Consider the following 18,188-nt stretch of genomic DNA (forward strand, 5'->3'; position numbering starts at 1 on the left):
ACGCTCAGTCCGTCACCCGGAATATCCCGTGCGCCCCGCGCTCGGCGTCCACCATCGAATGGTCGACGAAGGGATAGTGCCCGGCCTCGGGGAAGGTGAGCTCGACGAAGCCGCCCTGGGCGGGCCCCAGGTCCAGCGCCTGGCTGCCGCCCTTCGACGGGTTCCCCGGGCGCAGCAGGTAGGCGCCCTCCTTCCATACGGTGTCGAACTGCCCGCCGATCACGTGGAACGTGGTGCCGTCGTTCGGCCCGGCCGCCAGCACCCAGATCCGCACCCGCTCACCGGCCTTCGCGGTGAGCGGGTCGTGGTCGTACTGGTTCGGGTAACCGTTGAACACCACCAGGTCCGGCCGCTCGGCGTTGATCTTGGCCTGGTCCGCGATGGCGCCGTCGGCGCCCAGGTACTCCTCGGACTGCACCAGCACGTACTCCTCGTCCACCGGGGGCAGGTCCGGCGGGTCGATGACGACGGCGCCGAACATACCGTTGGCGATGTGCAGCGACATCGGCATGGTGGAGCAGTGGTAGAGCCAGATGCCGGACTTCGTCGCGGTGAACGTGTATGTGAGCGATTCGCCCGGCGCGATGCTGCGCATGGGTCCGTCCGGCGCCAGGCTGCCGGCGTGGAAGTCGATCGAATGGTCCATGGTGGCGTCGTTGCGGAGCGTGATCTCGAACGTGTCGCCCACCTTTCCGCGCAGCACGGGCCCGGGGACGGTGCCGGCCTGCCCGTCGATGCCGTAGGGCCACAGCGTCTGGGTGAACCCCGGCGCCACCTGGATCTTCTCGTCGCGTACATCCAGCGTGACGCGGTGCACCGTGGGCCCGGCGCCGGGCGATTCGACGGCCGGGGCCACGGAGGCATCGCGCGCCCGGAAACCGGGGCCGGGGTCGGCGAGCAGTTCCGGCAGGCCGGGCACGGGGGCACCGCCTGCCCGCGCCGCGTCCGGGCCGGTTGCGGGCTCCGACTCGTCCGCGCCCACCGCGTCGATGCGCAGCACCATGCCCATCTGCCGGTGGCCGGCGATGTCGCACCAGCCGTCGACGTCGCCGTCGATCACGCCCGCGTCGATGCGCGCCGATTGCCCCACCGCCAGCCGCGGCGAGCGGGCGCCGTTGGCGAGGACGAGATCGTGGCGCTGATCGCCGGTGTTCGTCAGCTCGATGATCAGGTTGTCGCCGCGCGGAACCTCGATCGGTGTGCCGGCGCCGAGGGTGCGGCCGTCGGCGCCGACGAACCGCATGCCCTGCACGTGCAGCGCTACCGTCGTCGTCTCGCCCGTCGACCGGCCGTCGGGCCCCGCCGCCTGCGCGGCGGCGCCGGAGTCGAGGCCCGCGGCGGCCGGGTCGACCGCGACCCCTGCCGCCGCGACGAGCACCGCGACGGCGAGCCCGGCGAGCGCGTGGCCCAGGCGCCGGCCCTGGTAGTGGTCGACGCGTGCGCGGCGGTCGGGCGGGGTCATCGGGCCCGACCCGGCCCGGCGCGCCATCACCCATGCCCGCACCAGCAGCGGGATGAACGCGGCGAGCCCGACCACCACGACGATCCAGGAGAACTGCTGCACGCGGGGCGGCGTCGGCAGCACGGCGAGCAGCAGCGCCGCGTTGACCATGGCGATCCGGGCGACGGCGAGGGTGTCGAGGACCTTCGTCGCCTGCTGCGTCGCCGACGGCCGCGAGCCGAGGACCACCGGCATGAGATATGACAGCGCCCCCAGCAGCACCTGCGCGAGGAATCCCGCGACCAGTGCGGGGACGATGCCGCGGAGCGTGTCCTCGGCGGACGACCACGCGGCGGGGCCGCTGTGCGAGGCGGCCACCGCCATGCCCACGGTCAGCGTGACGAGGGACCCGGCCAGCCAGGCGACCCCGGCGAGCACCGACAGCGGCGGGAAGTGGAGCGGCTTCTTGCGGCGGGCCTCGTCGAGGTGCGGCCACAGCACGTACCCGACGGCGGCGGTGTAGGCGGCGACCCCGGCGGCGGTGAGCCAGGCGAGTCCGCCCAGCGCGCCCCCCACCGCGACGGCGAGCGCGGCGATGAGGGCGGGCAGGCCCCGCTTGGCCGCGTCCTCCACTCCGGAACCGATGCGGGTGCGCAGGATCGTCGCCCAGAGCGTGACGAGGGTCCCGAGCACGGTGAGCCCGATCCAGCCGAGCACGTTGAGCATGGCGTGCGCGACGATGAACCGCGAATACCAGTCGCCGGGCAGCCGGCCCCAGGCCATCGCGGCGCCCAGTCCCGCGCCGATCGGCAGCATCAGGCCGGCGGCGGCGTAGAAGCGCACCATGGGGCCGAAGCGCGAGGGCAGTGCGTGGCGCAGCCGGTGGGCCATGGCCGCGCCGTGCCACAGGGCCACGACGCCCACCACGGAGGCGCCGGCCGCGGTGGCCTGCCAGGTGTCCGTGAGAACTCCGGCGACCACCGTGACCGCGCCGGCGTTGAGCCCGGCCAGCCGGGCGGTCTGAGTGCGCCGGCCCTGATCGCGGCCCATCTTGAGCATCGCCTCGGTGAAATACCAGCTCCAGATGAGGATGGCGTTGGTGGCGGCGCCCAGCCCCAGCAGGTGCACGAGAAGCCAAGGCGACTGCGGGATCTGCTCGTGGGCGGCGGCCACGACGGCGAGCGCGACCAGCCACGCGGCGACCACCGAGCCGGTGCGCAGATGCCAGGTGCTCAGCTTCACGGCGCCTCCGCCTTCTGTGGAACGGGTTCGGGGGCCGAGGTGCCCTTCGTGCGCCGGTCCGGCCGCGAACCGAACAGCACCGATCCGGCGGCCACGACGACGAAGGCCAGCAGCGCGGCCACGTTGAGCACGCCGCCCCACTGCAACAGTGCGTCGACGCCGCGGGCGTCACCGCCGATGATGCGCAGGGCCAGGGACGCGTGCAGGAGGATCGCCGGGGCGTACATGGCCGGGCGGTAGGGGAGGGGGCGGCGCAGAACCGCGGGGAAGATGATCGGGGCGTGCGCCATGATCATCGAGATGACGAACCCCAGCAGCACGGCGTGCACGGACGCGTCGTAGAGCGGGCCCGAGCGCACGGGGCCGGCGACGACCCAGATCAGCGCGGTGACGGTGAGCCAGGCGTACCCCGCGAGCAGGCAGGCCGCCGAGAACCGCGGCAGGCCGGAGGCGCGGACAGTCTTCATCGCGATGTCGTAGCGCAGCAGCCAGGCCACCAGCGCCGCGAGCGCGAGCCCCAGAAGCGGATAGCCGACCTGGGGCCAGAGCAGCGTCGCGAGCGTGCCCAGGATGACGGCACCCGCGATCCCGAGCGCGTAGGGCTGTGCGCGCGGATCGGTGAGCGCCACGTGCGCCAGCTCCAGCCGCTCGCCGGCGATGGTGAGCACCAGGAACCCGACCAGCCAGGGCAGCAGCCACGGGACGTCGACCCCGCCGAGCCACAGTCCGGTCCCGCCCAACGCGAGAACGCCGCCGGCGGCCTGCACCAGCACCGCGGGCTGCGCATTGCGGCGCCACAGCGGGAGGTACACGGCGACCAGCGCGGCCGTGCCGACGACGAAGAGCACGGCACCGACGTCCCGGGGTGCGGGTGTCAGCAGCAGGATCGCCCCGCCGCCCAGCGCCGCCGGGGCGAGAAAGCCCCATGTGCGGCCCAGTGCCACCGCGCGCTCTACGGACACGACGGTGCCGACGAAGCCGAGCACCATGAGAACGCCGTGCAGCGAGGTGAGCGACAGGTCCCGGACCGGGGCGCCCACCCCCAGCAGCAGGAGTGCGGCGTCGAGCCCGGCGAGCAACGCGACGCCGCCGGGCGCCAGCAACAGCAGGCGCACCCGGCGGGTGGCCTGCAGGCCGTCGGAGCTCACGCCGGGTCCTGCGGTGCGCCCGCGGGGCCCTGCCCTCCGCAGCCGCAGCCCGAGTCCGTGCCGCCCGGGTTGTCGCGGGGCCGGACGGGGGTGATCTCCAGGCGGCACGCGTCCGGCTCGGCGAATGCGGTCAGCGTGCTGGCGTGCGGGTCTCCGCCGAACTCGGCGAGCGCGCCGCGCACGATGCCGCGGTGCACCGTGCAGACGACGTCGGGATAGGTGCGCGCGGCGTCGATCAGCGGGCATTGGCGCAGCGAAACGCCGTCGCCGCGGAGCGTGGGCGCGAAGCCGAGCTCGGTGAGCAGCTGCACCAGGCGCTGCTCGGGGGTGCCGGTGCCGCGGTGCTCTCGGGCGAGGTTGCGGCCCCACTCGACGCCCGCTGCGAGACCGTCGCGCTCCACGTCGGTGCTGACCCGCCGGAGGATCGACGCGAGCGACATCGCGAGTCCGGCGTAGTCGCGCAGCCGCGGATCGGCGTGCGGGGTCGCGGGTCCGGCGGAGTCCCCCGCGGCGTAGATCCACGCGGGGCGGCCGCGACCTCGCGGGGCCGCACGGCGCCGTTCGACGTATCCGTCCGCGGCCAGCGCATCGAGGTGCTCGCGCAGCGTGTTGGCGTGCAGGCCCGACTCCTCGGCGAGCTCGGATATCCGGGCGCCGTCCGGATGGCGCCGCAGCCGGTCCAGGACGGCGGCACGCTGGTCGGACAGGTGGGCGACGGGGGGCGGCGCCGCGCGGGGGCCGCGGTGGCGTAGCGCGGCCCTGCGTCCGGTCGGGCGGGCGCGTCCCGCCGGGCCTTCCCCGCCCGCCGGGTCCCGGTGCCCTCCCGGATCCGCATTATTAATCACGGAATCCACTGTAGTAAATTACGGGTGAGGAGGCCACAATGAGTCTGACCACGTACGGACAGCCTGTGACCATCTGCAGGCAAGACCTGATGCGCAGGCAGGACCTGAGCGCAGACAAGGCCTGACCGCGCGCGGACAGGCCAGGAGCGATAGCGGCGAGAGGACCCGGACACGATGACGACCAACGATGTGGTCATGGCGACCAGCGCAGACGACGCCCACGCGGTGGACGGGCTGCGGGTGCAGCATGCGGAGATCACCGGGCGGCTCGCGGGGGTGGCCGACGCACTGCGCGGCGCCGCGGGATCGGCCGGGCCGGAGTTCGACCGGGCGTTCACGGGGGCGCGCGATCATGTGGGCGGCGGCCTGCGCGCCTACCTCGACGCGGCGGACGACGCGATCTACGCGGCGGCCCGCACGGTCCCGGCGACGAGGCTGCTCGCCGAGGCGCACCGCGTGTCCGGCCCCGGGATCCACGAGCAGATCCGCAGGCTGGTCGATGCCACCGAGCGTCCCGAGGCCATCGCCGCCGCCGACGCGGTGTCCGCGCTGGTGCGTGCGCGCCTGGCGGTGGAGGACGAGGTGCTGCTGCCCGCGCTCGCGGGGGAGAAGGACGTGGACCTGGCCGCGTTGGCAGCGCGGCTTCCCGACCCGTTCGCGGGCAGCACGCCGCCCGCGGCGGGCGGGGCCGGCGGCCACGTGGGCTGCGCGTGCGGCGAGCACGACGGGCCGGAGGCGCCCGAGCTCGACGTGCGCGCGATCCCGCACGCGATCCGGCACGCGACGGTGTTCGGCGCCTTCGACGCCGTCCCGGCGGGCGGTTCGATGGTGCTGGTCGCGCCGCACGACCCGATCCCGCTGCTGCACCAGCTCAACGAGCGTGCACAGGGGCGCCTCGAGGTGTCCTACGAGGAGCGCGGCCCCGAAGCCTGGCGATTGCGCCTGGCGCGGATCTGATCGGACTCCCCGGGGCGGGGCCGGGACCGACCGCCATCGGTCCCGGCCCCATCCGGCGTCGCCCCGCCGGAGCAAGCGGAGTCAGCCCGCGATCTGCGCGCCGATCCGGGTCAGTTGCGCAGTGGCGGACCCCAGGCGGAACTCGCCGGTCTTGGCGGCGAGGAAGTACCGGTGCACGGGGTGGTCCCGGTCCAGTCCCACGCCGCCGTGCACGTGGACGGTGGTGTGCGCCACGCGGTGCCCGGCGTCCGCGGCCCAGAACTTGGCGATGCGCACGGCGTCGTCGGCGTCGAGCCCCTCCGCCAGCCGCCAGGCGGCCTGCTCGAACGTCAGCCTGGCGGCCTTGACGTCGATGAACGCGTCCGCCAGCCGCTGCGCGACGGCCTGGAAACTGCCGATGGGCCGGTCGAACTGTTCGCGTTCGCGCGCGTACTCGGCGGTCAGCTCGAGGGAGCGTTCGAGTACGCCGAACTGCTGGGCGCACAGCCCCACGGTGCCGTGCTGCAGGATGCGGGTGAGGACGGCCTGACCGTCGGCGTCGGGTCCGGGCCCGTCCACGGCGCCCAGCCGGGCGCCGTCCGGCACCGTGACCGCCTCCAGGTCGACGGCGGCGAGGCTGCTGTGGTCCGTGCCGTCCTGCCGGGTGATCCGCACCTCCGTCGCCGGCACGACGAACACGCCGACCGGTCCCTGGTCCCGGTCCGCGCCCACGAGCGTGGCCGGGACCAGCATCGCCTCGCACTCGTCGGCGAAGGGCACGGCGGTCTTGCCGCCGCTGAGCACCCAGTGACCTCCGTCCGCGCTCCGGGTGGCGGTGGTGGCGGGTGCGGACGGGTCCGCGGTCAACGACTCCTCGAGTGCCGCGGTGAGGATCGTCTCGCCGTCGGCGGCCCGGCAGGCCAGCTCCACGTGTGCGGGGGAGCCGTACGTCGCCAGCGCATCCGCCGCCATCACGATCGACGGAAGGTAGGGGGTGCCGGCCAATGCGCGGCCGAGCTCGCGCAGGACGGCGGTCTGCTCGAGAATCGAGAACCCGCCCCCGGCGGGGGCGGGCACGGCCGCCGAGAGGATCCCCGCATCGGCCAGCGCGGCATGCAGGGCGCTGTCGAAGCGGCCGGGCACCTCGTCGAGTTCCTGCTGGCGATCGGGGGTGCTGAGCTTCTCGCAGATGTCGCGGGTGAGGCCGGCGAGATCGTCCTGGGCCTCGGTTCGGGTGAAATCCATGTGTGGTCCCTGTGGTCGGGCGCCGGAAACGGCGCCGGATGGTCCGTGCGCCGGGCGTCAGCGGCGGGAGGCGGGCTGGCCGAGTGCTGCCATCGCGATGATGTCGCGCTGGACCTCGTTGGTGCCGCCGCCGAACGTGAGGATCAGCGACGAACGGTGCATGCGCTCGAGACGGCCGCGCAGGATCGCCCCGGGCGAGTCCTGGCGCAGAAGGGCGTCGGGCCCGAGGACCTCCATGAGCAGCCGGTAGGCCTCGGTGGCGAACTCGGTGCCGAACACCTTGCAGGCCGACGCGTCGCCGGGGCTCGGCGCGTGCTCGGCGCTCCACGCGATCTCCCAGTTCATCAGCTTCAGGTACTCGACCTTGGCGTGGACGCGGGCCAGGTTCAGCTGCACCCACTCCTGGTCGATCACCCGACGTCCGTCGGTCAGGCGTGTGGACATCGCCCAATCGGTGGCCGCCTCGAGCGCCCCGATGATGGGCGCCGCGGAGGTGAGTGCGACCCGCTCGTGGTTGAGCTGGTTGGTCATCAGCTTCCAGCCGCCGCCGACCTCGCCGACGACGTTCTCCGCGGGGACCCGCACGTCCTGGTAGTAGGTCGCGGAGGTGTCGGGCCCGGCCATGGTGTGCACCGGGGTGTAGGAGAAGCCCTCGGCGTCGGTGGGCACGATCATCATCGTGATGCCGCGGTGCTTCTTGACTTCCCGGTCGGTGCGGGCCGCCAGCCACACGTAGTCCGCGTAGGCGATGAGGCTGGTCCACATCTTCTGCCCGTTGACGATCCAGTCGCCGGAGGCGTCGTCCCGCACCGCGGACGTGCGCAGGCTCGCGAGGTCGGTGCCGGAACCGGGCTCGGAGTAGCCGATGGAGAAGTGCACCTCGCCGGCGGCGATCCGCGGCAGGTAGAACGCCTTCTGCTCCGGCGTGCCGAAGTGCATGATCGTCGGGGCCACCGAGTTGATGGTGAGGAAGGGGACGGGTGCGCCGGCGATCGCCGCCTCGTCGGTGAAGATGAGCTGATCGATGGCGGACCGGTCCTGTCCGCCGAACTCCTCCGGCCAGCCCAGCGCAAGCCAGCCGTCCTCGCCCATCTGGCGGACCACGTCGCGGTAGGCGGTGCCTTCGCCGTACTCGCCGCTCTGCACGGAGAGCGCTTCGCGTCGCTCGGGCGTGATCAGGCGGGAGAAGTACTCGCGAAGCTCGGCGCGCAGCGCCTCCTGCTCCGGACTGTAGGCAATGTGCATGTGACCTCCGTGTACGGGAAGAATGCGTCGCCGGACGGCTCACGGTGCGCCGGCGTCTGTGCGGTGCGTCACGACCGATCATTGCACATGGCTGGAACACGTTCTAGTGTGTGGTGCACGCCGCCTCGGTGGAGGCGATCCGGATCTCAGGAGGAGTGAGCCGATGAGGGTGAAGGTCGACCTGAACCTGTGTGAGGCCAATGCGATCTGCTGCGGGCTCGCACCCAAGGTGTTCGAGCTGGACGACGAGGACATCCTGCACGTCAAGGTGGACGAGGTCCCCGAGGAGCTGGAGAAGCGCGTGCAGATGGCCGTGGACCGCTGCCCCAAGGCGGCGCTGAGCAAGTACTGACTGCCGGCGACGCCGTGCGTGCGGCGTCGCCGCGGTGATGGTCGAGGAATGTGCGCCGGCCGGATGTTCCGGCCGGCGCTCCGCTGCCGGGGTGCCCTGCGGACCGGCGGTGCGACGACGGAGAGGTCGTCCGTTCGGTGCAATCGGGCCACCCCCCGGTGAGGCGGGTCACAGGTGCTGTACGGTGCTTACTGCAACACGTTCTCGTTCGTAGCGGGGAGGCCCGCACGAGGGCCGGGCGATCGCCGGAGTCCGGAGTGCCGGCCGGTGGGCCCGCCGGTGCGGGTGACACGGGTACGGCACGGGGTCACGGATGCGGGCGTCCGCCTGGTGGATACTGTGTCCGCGCCGCGTGAATAGGACGCAGGTCACGTGGCGCGCCCGTGAATCGCAGGTTGAAACGAGTAGCTCTAGGGAGGAGGTCCGGTGAACAAGGTCATGGAAGGCCCCGTCAAAGGCATCGGCGGGTTCTTTGCGATGACGCTGGACTCCTTCCGCTACACCTTCTCCCGGCCCATCCAGTGGCGGGAGTTCATCGAACAGGCGTGGTTCATCGCGCGGGTCTCGATGATCCCCACGATCCTCGTCGCGGTGCCGTTCACGGTGCTCGTCAGCTTCACGCTGAACATCCTGCTGCGCGAGATCGGCGCATCCGACCTCAGTGGCGCCGGCGCGGCGTTCGGCACGATCAGCCAGGTCGGCCCCATGGTGACGGTCCTGATCGTCGCCGGAGCGGGGGCCACGGCGATCTGCGCCGACCTGGGCGCCCGCACCATCCGCGAGGAGATCGCGGCCATGGAGGTGCTCGGCATCGACCCGGTCAAGCGGCTGGTGATCCCGCGGATGTGGGCCTCGATGCTGGTGGCGATCCTGCTCAACGCCATGGTGTCCACCATCGGCATCTTCGGCGGGTTCGTGTTCTCGGTGTTCCTGCAGGACGTCAACCCGGGCGCCTTCGTCAACGGCATCCCGGTGCTGACCGACCTCGGCGACCTGATCATCTCGGAGGTGAAGGCGGGTGTCTTCGGCGTGATCGCGGGCCTGGTCGCCTGCTACCGCGGGCTCACGGTCAAGGGCGGGCCCAAGAGCGTGGGGGACGCCGTCAACGAGACGGTGGTCTACGCGTTCATGGCGCTCTTCGTGGCCAACGTCATCATCACCGCCGTCGGCGTGAAGATCGCGGGGTGACGGCATGGCAGTGATCACCGGCAGGTTGCCCCGCACGCGCAGGCAGATGGGGCGCGCCTCGGACAGCGTCGACGACTTCGGCAGGCAGGCCTTCTTCTACTGGCAGGCCATCATCAACATCCCCTTCGCGCTGCGCAAGTACAAGAAGGAGACGTTGCGGCTGATCGCGGAGATCAGCATGGGCACCGGCGCGCTCGCCATGATCGGCGGCACCGTCGTGATCGTCGGATTCCTGACCCTGATGGCGGGCGGCACCATCGCCACACAGGGGTTCGCCTCGCTCGGCGACATCGGTGTCGAGGCGCTGACGGGCTTCTTCGCGGCATTCATCAACGTGCGCATCGCCGCGCCGGTCGTGGCGGGCATCGGCCTGGCGGCCACCATCGGCGCGGGTTCCACCGCGCAGCTCGGTGCCATGCGGGTCAGCGAGGAGATCGACGCGCTCGAGGCGATGGCCATCGCGTCCGTGCCGTACCTGGTGAGCACGCGTGTGGTCGCCGGCATGATCGCGGTGATCCCGCTCTACTCGCTCGCGGTGATCGCCTCGTTCATCGCCAGCCGCTTCTCCACGGTGGTCCTTTTCGGCCAGTCCGCGGGCATCTACGACCACTACTTCACGACGTTTCTGCAACCATTGGACATCCTGTGGTCGTTCTTCCAGGCGATAGCCATGGCGATCGTCGTGATGCTGGTGCACACCTACCACGGCTACAACGCCTCCGGCGGGCCGGCCGGGGTGGGCGTGGCAGTGGGTAACGCCGTGCGCACGTCGCTGATCTGCGTCGTCACCGTGACCCTGCTCATCTCCCTGGCGATCTACGGAACGTCCGGCAACTTCCATCTCTCGGGTTAGGGGGCGGTGACGATGAGTACGCGCCCCGGAGCCCGGGTCAATTACAAGCTGTTCGCGCTCGTCCTCGCGGCAGTGCTGGTGGGTCTGATCGCCATCGCCGTCACCTCGTTCCTCGGCGGGTTCCAGTCCAAGGAGCACGTGCAGTTGCGCGCGGACCGTGCCGGGCTGGTGATGGAGCCGGACGCCAAGGTCAAGATGCGCGGCGTGCAGGTCGGCTTCGTCGAGTCGATCTCGCACGAGCTCGGCGGCGCGGTGCTGGACCTGGCGATCTACCCGGACCAGATGGACCTGATCCCCGCCAATGTGAAGGCCGACATCCGCTCCACGACGGTGTTCGGCGCCAAGTACGTCAATTTCGAGGAGCCGGCCGAGCCGTCGGCCGAGCACCTGCAGGCCGGCGACGTCATCGATTCGCAGAACGTCACGGTCGAGTTCAACACCCTCTTCCAGCACCTGACCGACGTCCTCAACACCGTGCAGCCGCAGAAGATCAACGCCACGCTGGGCGCTGTGGCGACGGCGCTCGACGGCCAGGGCGAGGCGCTGGGGGAGACCCTCGTGGGCGTCGACGACTACCTCGAGAAGATGAACCCGAGCCTCCCGGACCTGCGCAACGTGCTGCAGAAGTCGGCCCCGGTCACCGACACCTACGCACAGGTCGCGCCCGACCTCATGTCTCTGCTCGACAACACGACCGCGGTGGGCGGGACCATCGTCGACAAGTCCGACGTGCTGGCGCAGAGCCTGGCCGGCGCCAAGACGACGGCGGACACCGGCAAGGCGGTGCTGGACGCCGCGGGCGACGACTTCGTCACCTCGGCGGACCTGCTGCAGCCCACCGTGGGCCTGACCCGCGAATACTCGCCGGTGCTCACGTGCTTCATCGTCGGCATCGCCAACGCCAAGGACGCCGGCCAGGCCGCGTTCGGCGGGGCGCAGCCGGGGCTCTCGCTGACCTCCGGTTTCCTCCCTGGCGCGCCGTCATACCAGTACCCGGAGAACCTTCCGAAGGTCAACGCGAAGAACGCGCCGAGCTGCTACGGCCTGCCGTGGGTGGGCGAAGGCGTGCACGCCCCCTACGTGGTCACCGACTCGGGCGCGAACCCCACCGTCACCGAGCAGCAGCGGGCCAACCCGCAGTCGCTGTGGGCGTTCCTGCTCGGCCCGCCGCCACCCGGATGGACGTGGTGAACCGATGAACAAGACACCCTTGAAGTTCACCGCCCTCAAACTGGGCGTGTTCACGCTGGTGATGCTGCTGATCCTGGCCGGACTGGTCGTCGTGTTCAGCCAGTACCGCACCGGCACCACCGAGGACTACCACGCCGTGTTCGAGAACGCGTCGAGCCTGGAGAGCGGCGACAAGGTCGCCATCGCCGGCGTGACAGTGGGCACTGTGAACGGTGTGCACATCACCGACGACAACCAGGCGATGGTCGACTTCAACGTCGATGAGAAGTACCGGCTCTCCACCACCACGGAGATGGCCGTGCGGTACAAGGACCTCGTCGGCAACCGCTATGTGGAGCTGATCAAGGGCGCCGAGCCGGGCACGCCGCTGGGTATGGGCGCCACGATCCCGGTGGAGCGCACCGAGCCCGCTCTCGACCTGGACACGCTGCTCGGCGGTTTCAAACCGCTGTTCAAGGCGCTGGATCCGCAGCAGGTCAACATGCTGGCGAAGTCGCTCATCGACGTGTTCCAAGGCCAGGGCCAGCAACTCGTGAGCCTGCTGGGCAGCACCAGCTCGTTCTCGAAGACGCTCGCGGACCGAGACCAGTTGATCGGCGACGTCATCGGCAACCTCAACGCGGTCCTGGGGACGATGGACCAGCACAAGCAGGAGTTCAGCGGCATCGTCGACAACGTCCAGAAGGTCGTCAGCACGCTCGCGGCGAGCCGCGACGCGGTGGTGGGAGGCACCAGCAGCATCAACGACGCGACCGGCACGATGGCGTCGCTGCTGGAGGACACGCGCCCCGACCTCAAGGGCGACGTGGCCGAGCTGGACCGGCTCATGGGGCTGTTGTCCACGGACGAGGCCACCTCGGAGTTCGACTGGGTGCTCTCCAACATGCCGGCCGCGTTCCGTCAGGTCGTGCGCGTGGGCACGTACGGCGCGTTCTTCAACTTCTACCTGTGCGGCGTGACGTTCAAGGTGGGCGACGAGAACAACCCCATCTACATTCCGCTCAAGAACCAGACGACGGGAAGGTGTGCGCCCGTTGATGACTAAGCGATCCCGACGGAGTCCTGAAGGCCAGGGCACCCGGAGGAAGCCCGGATTGTGGACGCGCATGCGGTCGCTGCCCCGATTCCGTGACATGAACCCGATCCCGATCGCCATCATCGGGCTGGTCCTCACCGCCGCCGTGGTGCTCGGGGCGTTGCAGTACGACAAGCTGCCGTTCATCAACTCGGCCAACAGCTACCAGGCGCAGGTGGCGGACGCTGCGGGCCTCAAGTCGGGCGACGACGTGTTCGTCGCGGGACTCAAGGTCGGCAAGGTGGGCTCCATCGGGATCCAGGACGACCACGTGGTGGTCGACTTCTCCGTCGATTCGGACATCCGGCTGGGCAAGGACACGGTGGCGGCGATCTCCACCGAGTCGATGCTGGGCAAGCGGGGCCTGCAGGTGCGCCCGGAGGGCGCCGGCGATCTCGGCGACGGCGGAGTGATCCCGTTGTCGCGCACCTCGACCCCCTACGCGCTCACCGAGGCTCTCGGCGACCTGGCCACAAACGTGGGGGAGATCGACACCGACGCGGTCACCGAGGCGCTCGAATCGTTCTCCGACAGCTTCGCCGGTGCGCCGGAGGAGCTCCGCGGGGCGCTGGACGGCGTCACCCGGCTGTCGAAGAGCATCAGCTCGCGCGACCAGCAGTTGCAGCAGCTGCTGAAGAAGGCGAACGGCGTCACCGGTGTGCTCAAGGACCGCAGTGACCAGCTCAACGCCCTGGTGGTGGACGCGAACTCGCTGATGGCCAAGCTGGACGAGCGCAAGCAGATGCTGAACCAGCTGATCGTGCACATCGGCGCGGTGTCCACCCAACTCACAGGCTTTGTGAACGACAACGAGCAGCAGCTCAAGCCGGCGCTCGACAACCTGCACACGGTGATGCAGGTGCTCGAGAAGAACTACAGCAACATCTCGGACTCGCTCGACGGCGTGGCCAAGTACATGTACGCGCTGGGCGATTCGGTCGCCAACGGCCCGTACTTCATGGCGTTCATCCAGAACTTCCTCAACGCCATGGACTATCCGGGCGGAGTGCAGACCACCGACATGCTCAAACCGCTCCTCGCCCAGATGGCGCAGCAGACCCCCGCCGCGGCGCAGCTGTTCGATGCGGCGAAGCAGCCGGCCGGGGCGCCCGCGCCCGGAGGCGATGCGGGCGCAGCGCAGGACGCCGCCGGCGGCGCGGCGCAGCCGGGCGGCGCGCCGGCTGAGAACGACACGAACGGGGGCGGGCGATGACGGCCTACAAGGGCTACCTCCGCTCGGTGATCGCGGTGGTGCTGGTTCTGCTGGTCGGGGTGAGCGCGTGGCTGGTGTGGCCGGGCAACCAGCGGTACACGGTCACGGCGTACTTCACCTCGGCGACGGGGATCTACGAGGGCGATTCGGTCCGGGTCCTGGGCGTGCCGGTGGGCGAGATCACCTCGATCACCCCGGACGGCACCCGCAGCAAGTTCGAGCTTTCGATCGACAAGGGCGTGGACCTCCCCGCCCAGGCCACTGCGATCGTCGTCGCGCAGAGCCTGGTGACCTCACGTTTCGTGCAGCTCACCCCGGTCTACACCGGCGGCGAGAAGCTCGAAGACGACGCGGTGATCCCCATCGACCGCACCGCGGTTCCGGTCGAATGGGACGAGATCAAAAAGGAGCTGTCCAAACTCACCGAGGCGCTGGGGCCGAAGGGCGACGAGCCCGGCGCTCTCACGGACTTCCTCAACGTCACCGGTGACACGCTCGACGGAAACGGCCAGCGGATCCACGACACGATCAAAGAGCTCGCCGCCGCCATGAACACCTTCTCCGACGGCAGCACGGACCTGTTCGGGACCATCAAGAACCTGCAGGTGTTCGTCAACGCTTTGGCGGACAGCAACCAGCAGATCGTGTCCGTCAGCGGCCATCTGGCCCGGGTCTCCGACGTGCTCGCGGACAGCAATCAGCAGCTGGACTCGTCGCTCAAGAGCCTCGATACGGCGGTGCAGGACGTCAAGGGGTTCCTCACCGACAACCGTTCGGAGCTCAGCCGTTCGATCAAGGAGCTCTCGGAGTTCACGAGCGTCATCGCGAAGAAGAAGGACCGGCTCGGTCAGCTGTTGCACGTGGGACCCACCGGTCTGGTGAACTTCTACAACATCTACCAGCCGTACCAGGGCACCTTCACCGGTGCGATCGCGCTGAACAACACGAGCAATCTGGTGGACATGGTGTGCGGCGCGATGGGCGGTTCGGACGGAACCGGCCCCAACCCGGACGTCGACACATGCATCAAGGCGCTGGCGCCAGTCATCGGTTCCATTGCGATGAACTACCCGCCCGCGGGCACAAACCCGATCACGGGCATCACGGCGACCCCCGACCAAGTGGTCTACACCGATCCGAGCATGCACGACGTCCCCAAGCTCGAACCGCCGCGGCTGTTGCCTAACGCGACCCCGCTGAGCGATGCGGACATCCGGCGGACCGACGGCGGCGACGGCAAGACCGACGCGGACGCGACGCCGGGCAGCGGCCTCGGCGACCTGCTCAATCCTGTGCTGCCGGAAGGAGGCGGTGACTGATGCGAAGCCGGCACTGCACCGGACGGCGATTGATCGCCGCGACTGCACTCGGATGCGCCGCCCTGCTCGCGAGCGGATGCACATGGAACGGCCTGAACTCGCTGCCGCTGCCCGGCACCGTCGGGACGGACGACGATTCGTACGAGATCACCGCGGTGGTGCCCAATGTGGGCACGCTGACGCAGAACTCGCCGGTGATGATCGACGATGTCACCGTGGGCAGCGTCCGCAAGATCGTCGCGGACGAGAACTGGAACGCGCGCGTGACGATCGGCCTCAAGGCTGGGACGAATGTTCCGCGTGGGACCCGCGCGATGGTGGGCCAGGCGAGTCTGTTGGGCTCGCAGTACCTCGAGCTCGATCCGCCCGAGGGGACGGACGCGGGGGCGGGGTATCTCAGCGCCGGGGACGTGATCCCGCTGCAGCGCGGCGGCCGGTTCCCCAGCACGGAGCAGACGCTGTCGACGCTGTCGGTGGTGCTCAACGGCGGCGGTCTGGCGCAGCTGCAGGACATCACCACGGAGCTGAACGCCGCGCTCGGCGGCAACGAGGGCAGCCTGCACGATCTCATCCCCAGGCTCGATGAGCTGGTGTCGACGCTGGACGAGCAGCGCGGCGACATCGTCGCGGCGATGGACGGCGTCGATCGCCTGAGCGCCACCGTCAACGAGCAGAACGACGTGCTGGCGAACGCGCTGACCGGTCTGGAACCGGCCACCAAGGTGCTGGCCGACCAGAAGGACACTCTGACCGATGCGATCGTGGCGCTGGGGAACTTCAGCGCGAAGGCCGACACGGTGCTGACGGAGAGCGGCTCGGATCTGCGCTCGCTCACCAAGGACCTGAAGCCGATCCTCGCGGCCCTGGCGGACGCGGGCAAGAAGCTTCCGGAAACGCTCTCGCTGCTGTTCACCTTCCCGTTCCCGATGGAGACGTTGTTCAACGCGATGCGCGGCGACTACACCAACCTGTGGGACGAGGTGGACCTGACGGGGCAGCGCATCCAGCGCTCGCTGCTCGTCGGCAGCCCCGCCCAACCGTGGTCCGACACCGATTGGGCGAAGAAGATGGCGGACGCCGGCGGTGAGATCGGCGACCCGTTCAATCCGCGGATGCCCGATCCGGCAGCGGTCGAGGCGCCCGGGGCCGCACCGGCGGCGGGCGGTCAGGGCACCCCGGGTGCCCCCGCCCCGGAAGCGCAGGCCCCGGAAGCACAGGCCCCGAACGTGCAGGCCCCGAACGTGCAGGCCCCGAATACTCAAGCCTCTGACACGCAGTTGCCGGGCGCGGCAGCGGGCGGGAACGGCCCGGGCGCGGCGCCGTCCGCGGAGCCTGAGCCCGTGTTCGACGCCCCGGTCGAGGATCTCTTCGGCCCGCCGGCGACAGGAGAAGGCAAATGATGCTCAGCCGGTTCATCCGGATCCAGCTGGTGATCTTCCTGATCCTCTCTGTCATCGGCGTGACGGTGATGGCCACGCAGTACATGCGCGTGGGGGATCTGCTGGGGATCGGACAGGACTCGATCACCGTCGACCTGCCCAGCAGCGGCGGACTGTATGAGAACGCGAACGTGACCTACCGCGGCAGCAACGTGGGAAGGGTCAAATCGGTCGATCTCACCCGCGACGGCGTGAAGGCGCGCCTGTCCGTCGACGGCGACGCGCGGATCCCCGTCGACACGGAGGTGGCCGTCCGTAGCGTGTCGGCGATCGGCGAACAGTACGTGGAGTTCCTGCCGCGCACCGACGAGGGGCCGTACCTGGGCGACGGGGCGGAGATCCCCGAGGAACGGGTGAGCATGCCGGTAGACATCGGGCCGATCCTCGACAAGGCCGACGCGCTGCTGTCCACGGTCCCGCGCGACAAGCTGACCAGTCTGGTCGATGAGACGTTCACCGCGTTCGAAGGCGTGGGCCCGGACCTGCGCCGGCTCATCGAGTCCAGCAAGACGCTCATCCAGGACGCGCAGGACAGTTCCGACGCCACCAAGAGCCTCCTCGCCGAGCTGGGGCCGCTGCTGGACACGCAGGTGATCTCCGGGGACGACCTCAAGTCCTGGGTGCGCGATCTGGCCGCGTTCACCGGGCAGGTCAGGGCGAACGACCCCCAGGTGCGGTCCGTGCTGGACAACGCTCCGGACACGTTGCGTGAGGCGCAGCAGACCTTCCAGGACGTGCAGGACACGCTGCCGTTGCTGATGGCGAACGCCGTGACGCTCGGCAAGGTCACCTACACCTACAACGATTCGATCCAGCAGATGCTGGTCGTGTATCCGGCGCTGATGTCCGCGCTGCAGACCGTCACCACCTACGCGTCGAACCACGGCAACAAGCTGCCGCTGGACTTCCACCTCGAGCTCAACGAGCCCCCCGCGTGCACCGTGGGGTACCTGGCTCCGGATCAGCGGCGGCCGCCCAACGAGGTCTCGGTGCCGGTGACGCCGGACGGGATCTACTGCAAGCTGCCGCAGGACTCGCCCATCGCCGTGCGCGGCGCCCGCAACTCTCCCTGCCCGAATCAGCCCGGTAAGCGAGCGCCGACCCCGGCCCTGTGTGAGGACCCGCAAGGGTTTGTACCCTTGGGCGAGAATCCGACGCCGTTCGGCCCGCCGCAGCCGGACGTGCCCGGCGTGCCGCCCGGCACCTACGAGGGGCTGGGGGACCAGCGCAACAGCGCACAGCCCAGCAGCGCCGAGCAAGGCCAGGGACAGATCGGCACCGCGTCCTACGACCCGGGCACGGGCAGGTACGTGGCGCCGGACGGCACAGTGACCGTGGACCGGAGCCTGAAGTCGGCGAACGGCGACGCGGCGGCGGGGGAAGACTCGTGGCAGGCTCTGCTCACCGCGCCGGGCGCGTGAGCCGGTTTCCCTGTCGCGCCGAAAGCACGAGGATA

General features: G+C 70.2%; 15 protein-coding genes. 10 read left to right on the top strand and 5 right to left on the bottom strand.

What is annotated here, in order from left to right; genetic code table 11:
• Positions 1–4 precede the first annotated feature (4 nt).
• From FO059_RS05030 to FO059_RS05040, 3 genes are read right to left on the bottom strand one after another with little or no spacing between them, the layout of a single operon-like run.
• A complete protein-coding gene (locus FO059_RS05030) occupies positions 5–2,683 on the bottom strand; it encodes a multicopper oxidase domain-containing protein (protein ID WP_143906893.1) in 2,679 nt (892 codons plus the stop codon).
• Positions 2,680–3,831: a hypothetical protein gene (locus FO059_RS05035; RefSeq protein WP_233266903.1), complete on the bottom strand. Its 1,152-nt coding sequence runs from the start codon at positions 3,829–3,831 to the stop codon at positions 2,680–2,682. The genes FO059_RS05030 and FO059_RS05035 overlap by 4 nt, the downstream gene beginning before the upstream one ends.
• Positions 3,828–4,685 carry a helix-turn-helix transcriptional regulator gene (locus FO059_RS05040; RefSeq protein WP_235671116.1) on the bottom strand — a complete coding sequence of 286 codons (858 nt, stop codon included), beginning with the start codon at positions 4,683–4,685 and terminating at the stop codon, positions 3,828–3,830. The genes FO059_RS05035 and FO059_RS05040 overlap by 4 nt, the downstream gene beginning before the upstream one ends.
• A gap of 165 nt (positions 4,686–4,850) precedes the next feature.
• Here FO059_RS05040 and FO059_RS05045 point away from each other — a divergent pair, with 165 nt between their 5' ends.
• Complete coding sequence (locus FO059_RS05045) at positions 4,851–5,633, top strand: DUF2249 domain-containing protein (RefSeq protein WP_143906895.1); 783 nt, start codon at positions 4,851–4,853, stop codon at positions 5,631–5,633.
• A gap of 81 nt (positions 5,634–5,714) precedes the next feature.
• Here the strand turns inward: FO059_RS05045 and FO059_RS05050 are convergent, their stop codons facing one another.
• Both FO059_RS05050 and FO059_RS05055 read right to left on the bottom strand, forming a co-directional pair.
• On the bottom strand, positions 5,715–6,857 hold the full coding sequence (locus tag FO059_RS05050; protein WP_143906897.1) for an acyl-CoA dehydrogenase family protein: 1,143 nt from the start codon (positions 6,855–6,857) through the stop codon (positions 5,715–5,717).
• A gap of 57 nt (positions 6,858–6,914) precedes the next feature.
• Positions 6,915–8,102, bottom strand: a complete 1,188-nt coding sequence (locus tag FO059_RS05055) for an acyl-CoA dehydrogenase family protein (RefSeq protein ID WP_143906899.1) — start codon at positions 8,100–8,102, stop codon at positions 6,915–6,917.
• 163 nt (positions 8,103–8,265) lie between these two features.
• Between FO059_RS05055 and FO059_RS05060 the strand changes: the two genes are divergently transcribed.
• The 9 genes from FO059_RS05060 (at position 8,266) to FO059_RS05100 (ending at position 18,153) form a co-directional block, all read left to right on the top strand.
• The gene (locus tag FO059_RS05060) at positions 8,266–8,454 is read left to right on the top strand and encodes a ferredoxin (RefSeq protein WP_143906901.1); all 189 of its coding nucleotides are present in this window, start codon (positions 8,266–8,268) and stop codon (positions 8,452–8,454) included.
• Between the two features lie 438 nt (positions 8,455–8,892).
• Positions 8,893–9,642 carry an MlaE family ABC transporter permease gene (locus FO059_RS05065; RefSeq protein WP_282451167.1) on the top strand — a complete coding sequence of 250 codons (750 nt, stop codon included), beginning with the start codon at positions 8,893–8,895 and terminating at the stop codon, positions 9,640–9,642.
• A 4-nt stretch (positions 9,643–9,646) separates the two neighbouring features.
• Positions 9,647–10,495 carry an MlaE family ABC transporter permease gene (locus FO059_RS05070; protein ID WP_143906905.1) on the top strand — a complete coding sequence of 283 codons (849 nt, stop codon included), beginning with the start codon at positions 9,647–9,649 and terminating at the stop codon, positions 10,493–10,495.
• Positions 10,496–10,507: 12 nt separating this feature from the next.
• Positions 10,508–11,686, top strand: a complete 1,179-nt coding sequence (locus FO059_RS05075) for an MCE family protein (protein ID WP_143906907.1) — start codon at positions 10,508–10,510, stop codon at positions 11,684–11,686.
• A 4-nt stretch (positions 11,687–11,690) separates the two neighbouring features.
• The gene (locus FO059_RS05080; protein WP_199257067.1) at positions 11,691–12,731 is read left to right on the top strand and encodes an MCE family protein; all 1,041 of its coding nucleotides are present in this window, start codon (positions 11,691–11,693) and stop codon (positions 12,729–12,731) included.
• 88 nt (positions 12,732–12,819) lie between these two features.
• Positions 12,820–13,974 (top strand): MCE family protein, encoded by a 1,155-nt coding sequence (locus tag FO059_RS05085; RefSeq protein ID WP_158726605.1) that lies wholly within the window; start codon positions 12,820–12,822, stop codon positions 13,972–13,974.
• Entirely contained in the window at positions 13,971–15,293 is a 1,323-nt protein-coding gene (locus FO059_RS05090; protein WP_143906911.1) for an MCE family protein, read from the top strand. The genes FO059_RS05085 and FO059_RS05090 overlap by 4 nt, the downstream gene beginning before the upstream one ends.
• Positions 15,293–16,693: an MCE family protein gene (locus FO059_RS05095; RefSeq protein ID WP_143906913.1), complete on the top strand. Its 1,401-nt coding sequence runs from the start codon at positions 15,293–15,295 to the stop codon at positions 16,691–16,693. Before FO059_RS05090 ends, FO059_RS05095 begins: the two co-directional genes overlap by 1 nt.
• Positions 16,690–18,153, top strand: a complete 1,464-nt coding sequence (locus FO059_RS05100; protein ID WP_143906915.1) for an MCE family protein — start codon at positions 16,690–16,692, stop codon at positions 18,151–18,153. Before FO059_RS05095 ends, FO059_RS05100 begins: the two co-directional genes overlap by 4 nt.
• The last annotated feature ends 35 nt before the right edge of the window (positions 18,154–18,188 follow it).

The organism is Tomitella fengzijianii (assembly GCF_007559025.1).
In the GTDB taxonomy this organism is placed as follows: domain Bacteria; phylum Actinomycetota; class Actinomycetes; order Mycobacteriales; family Mycobacteriaceae; genus Tomitella; species Tomitella fengzijianii.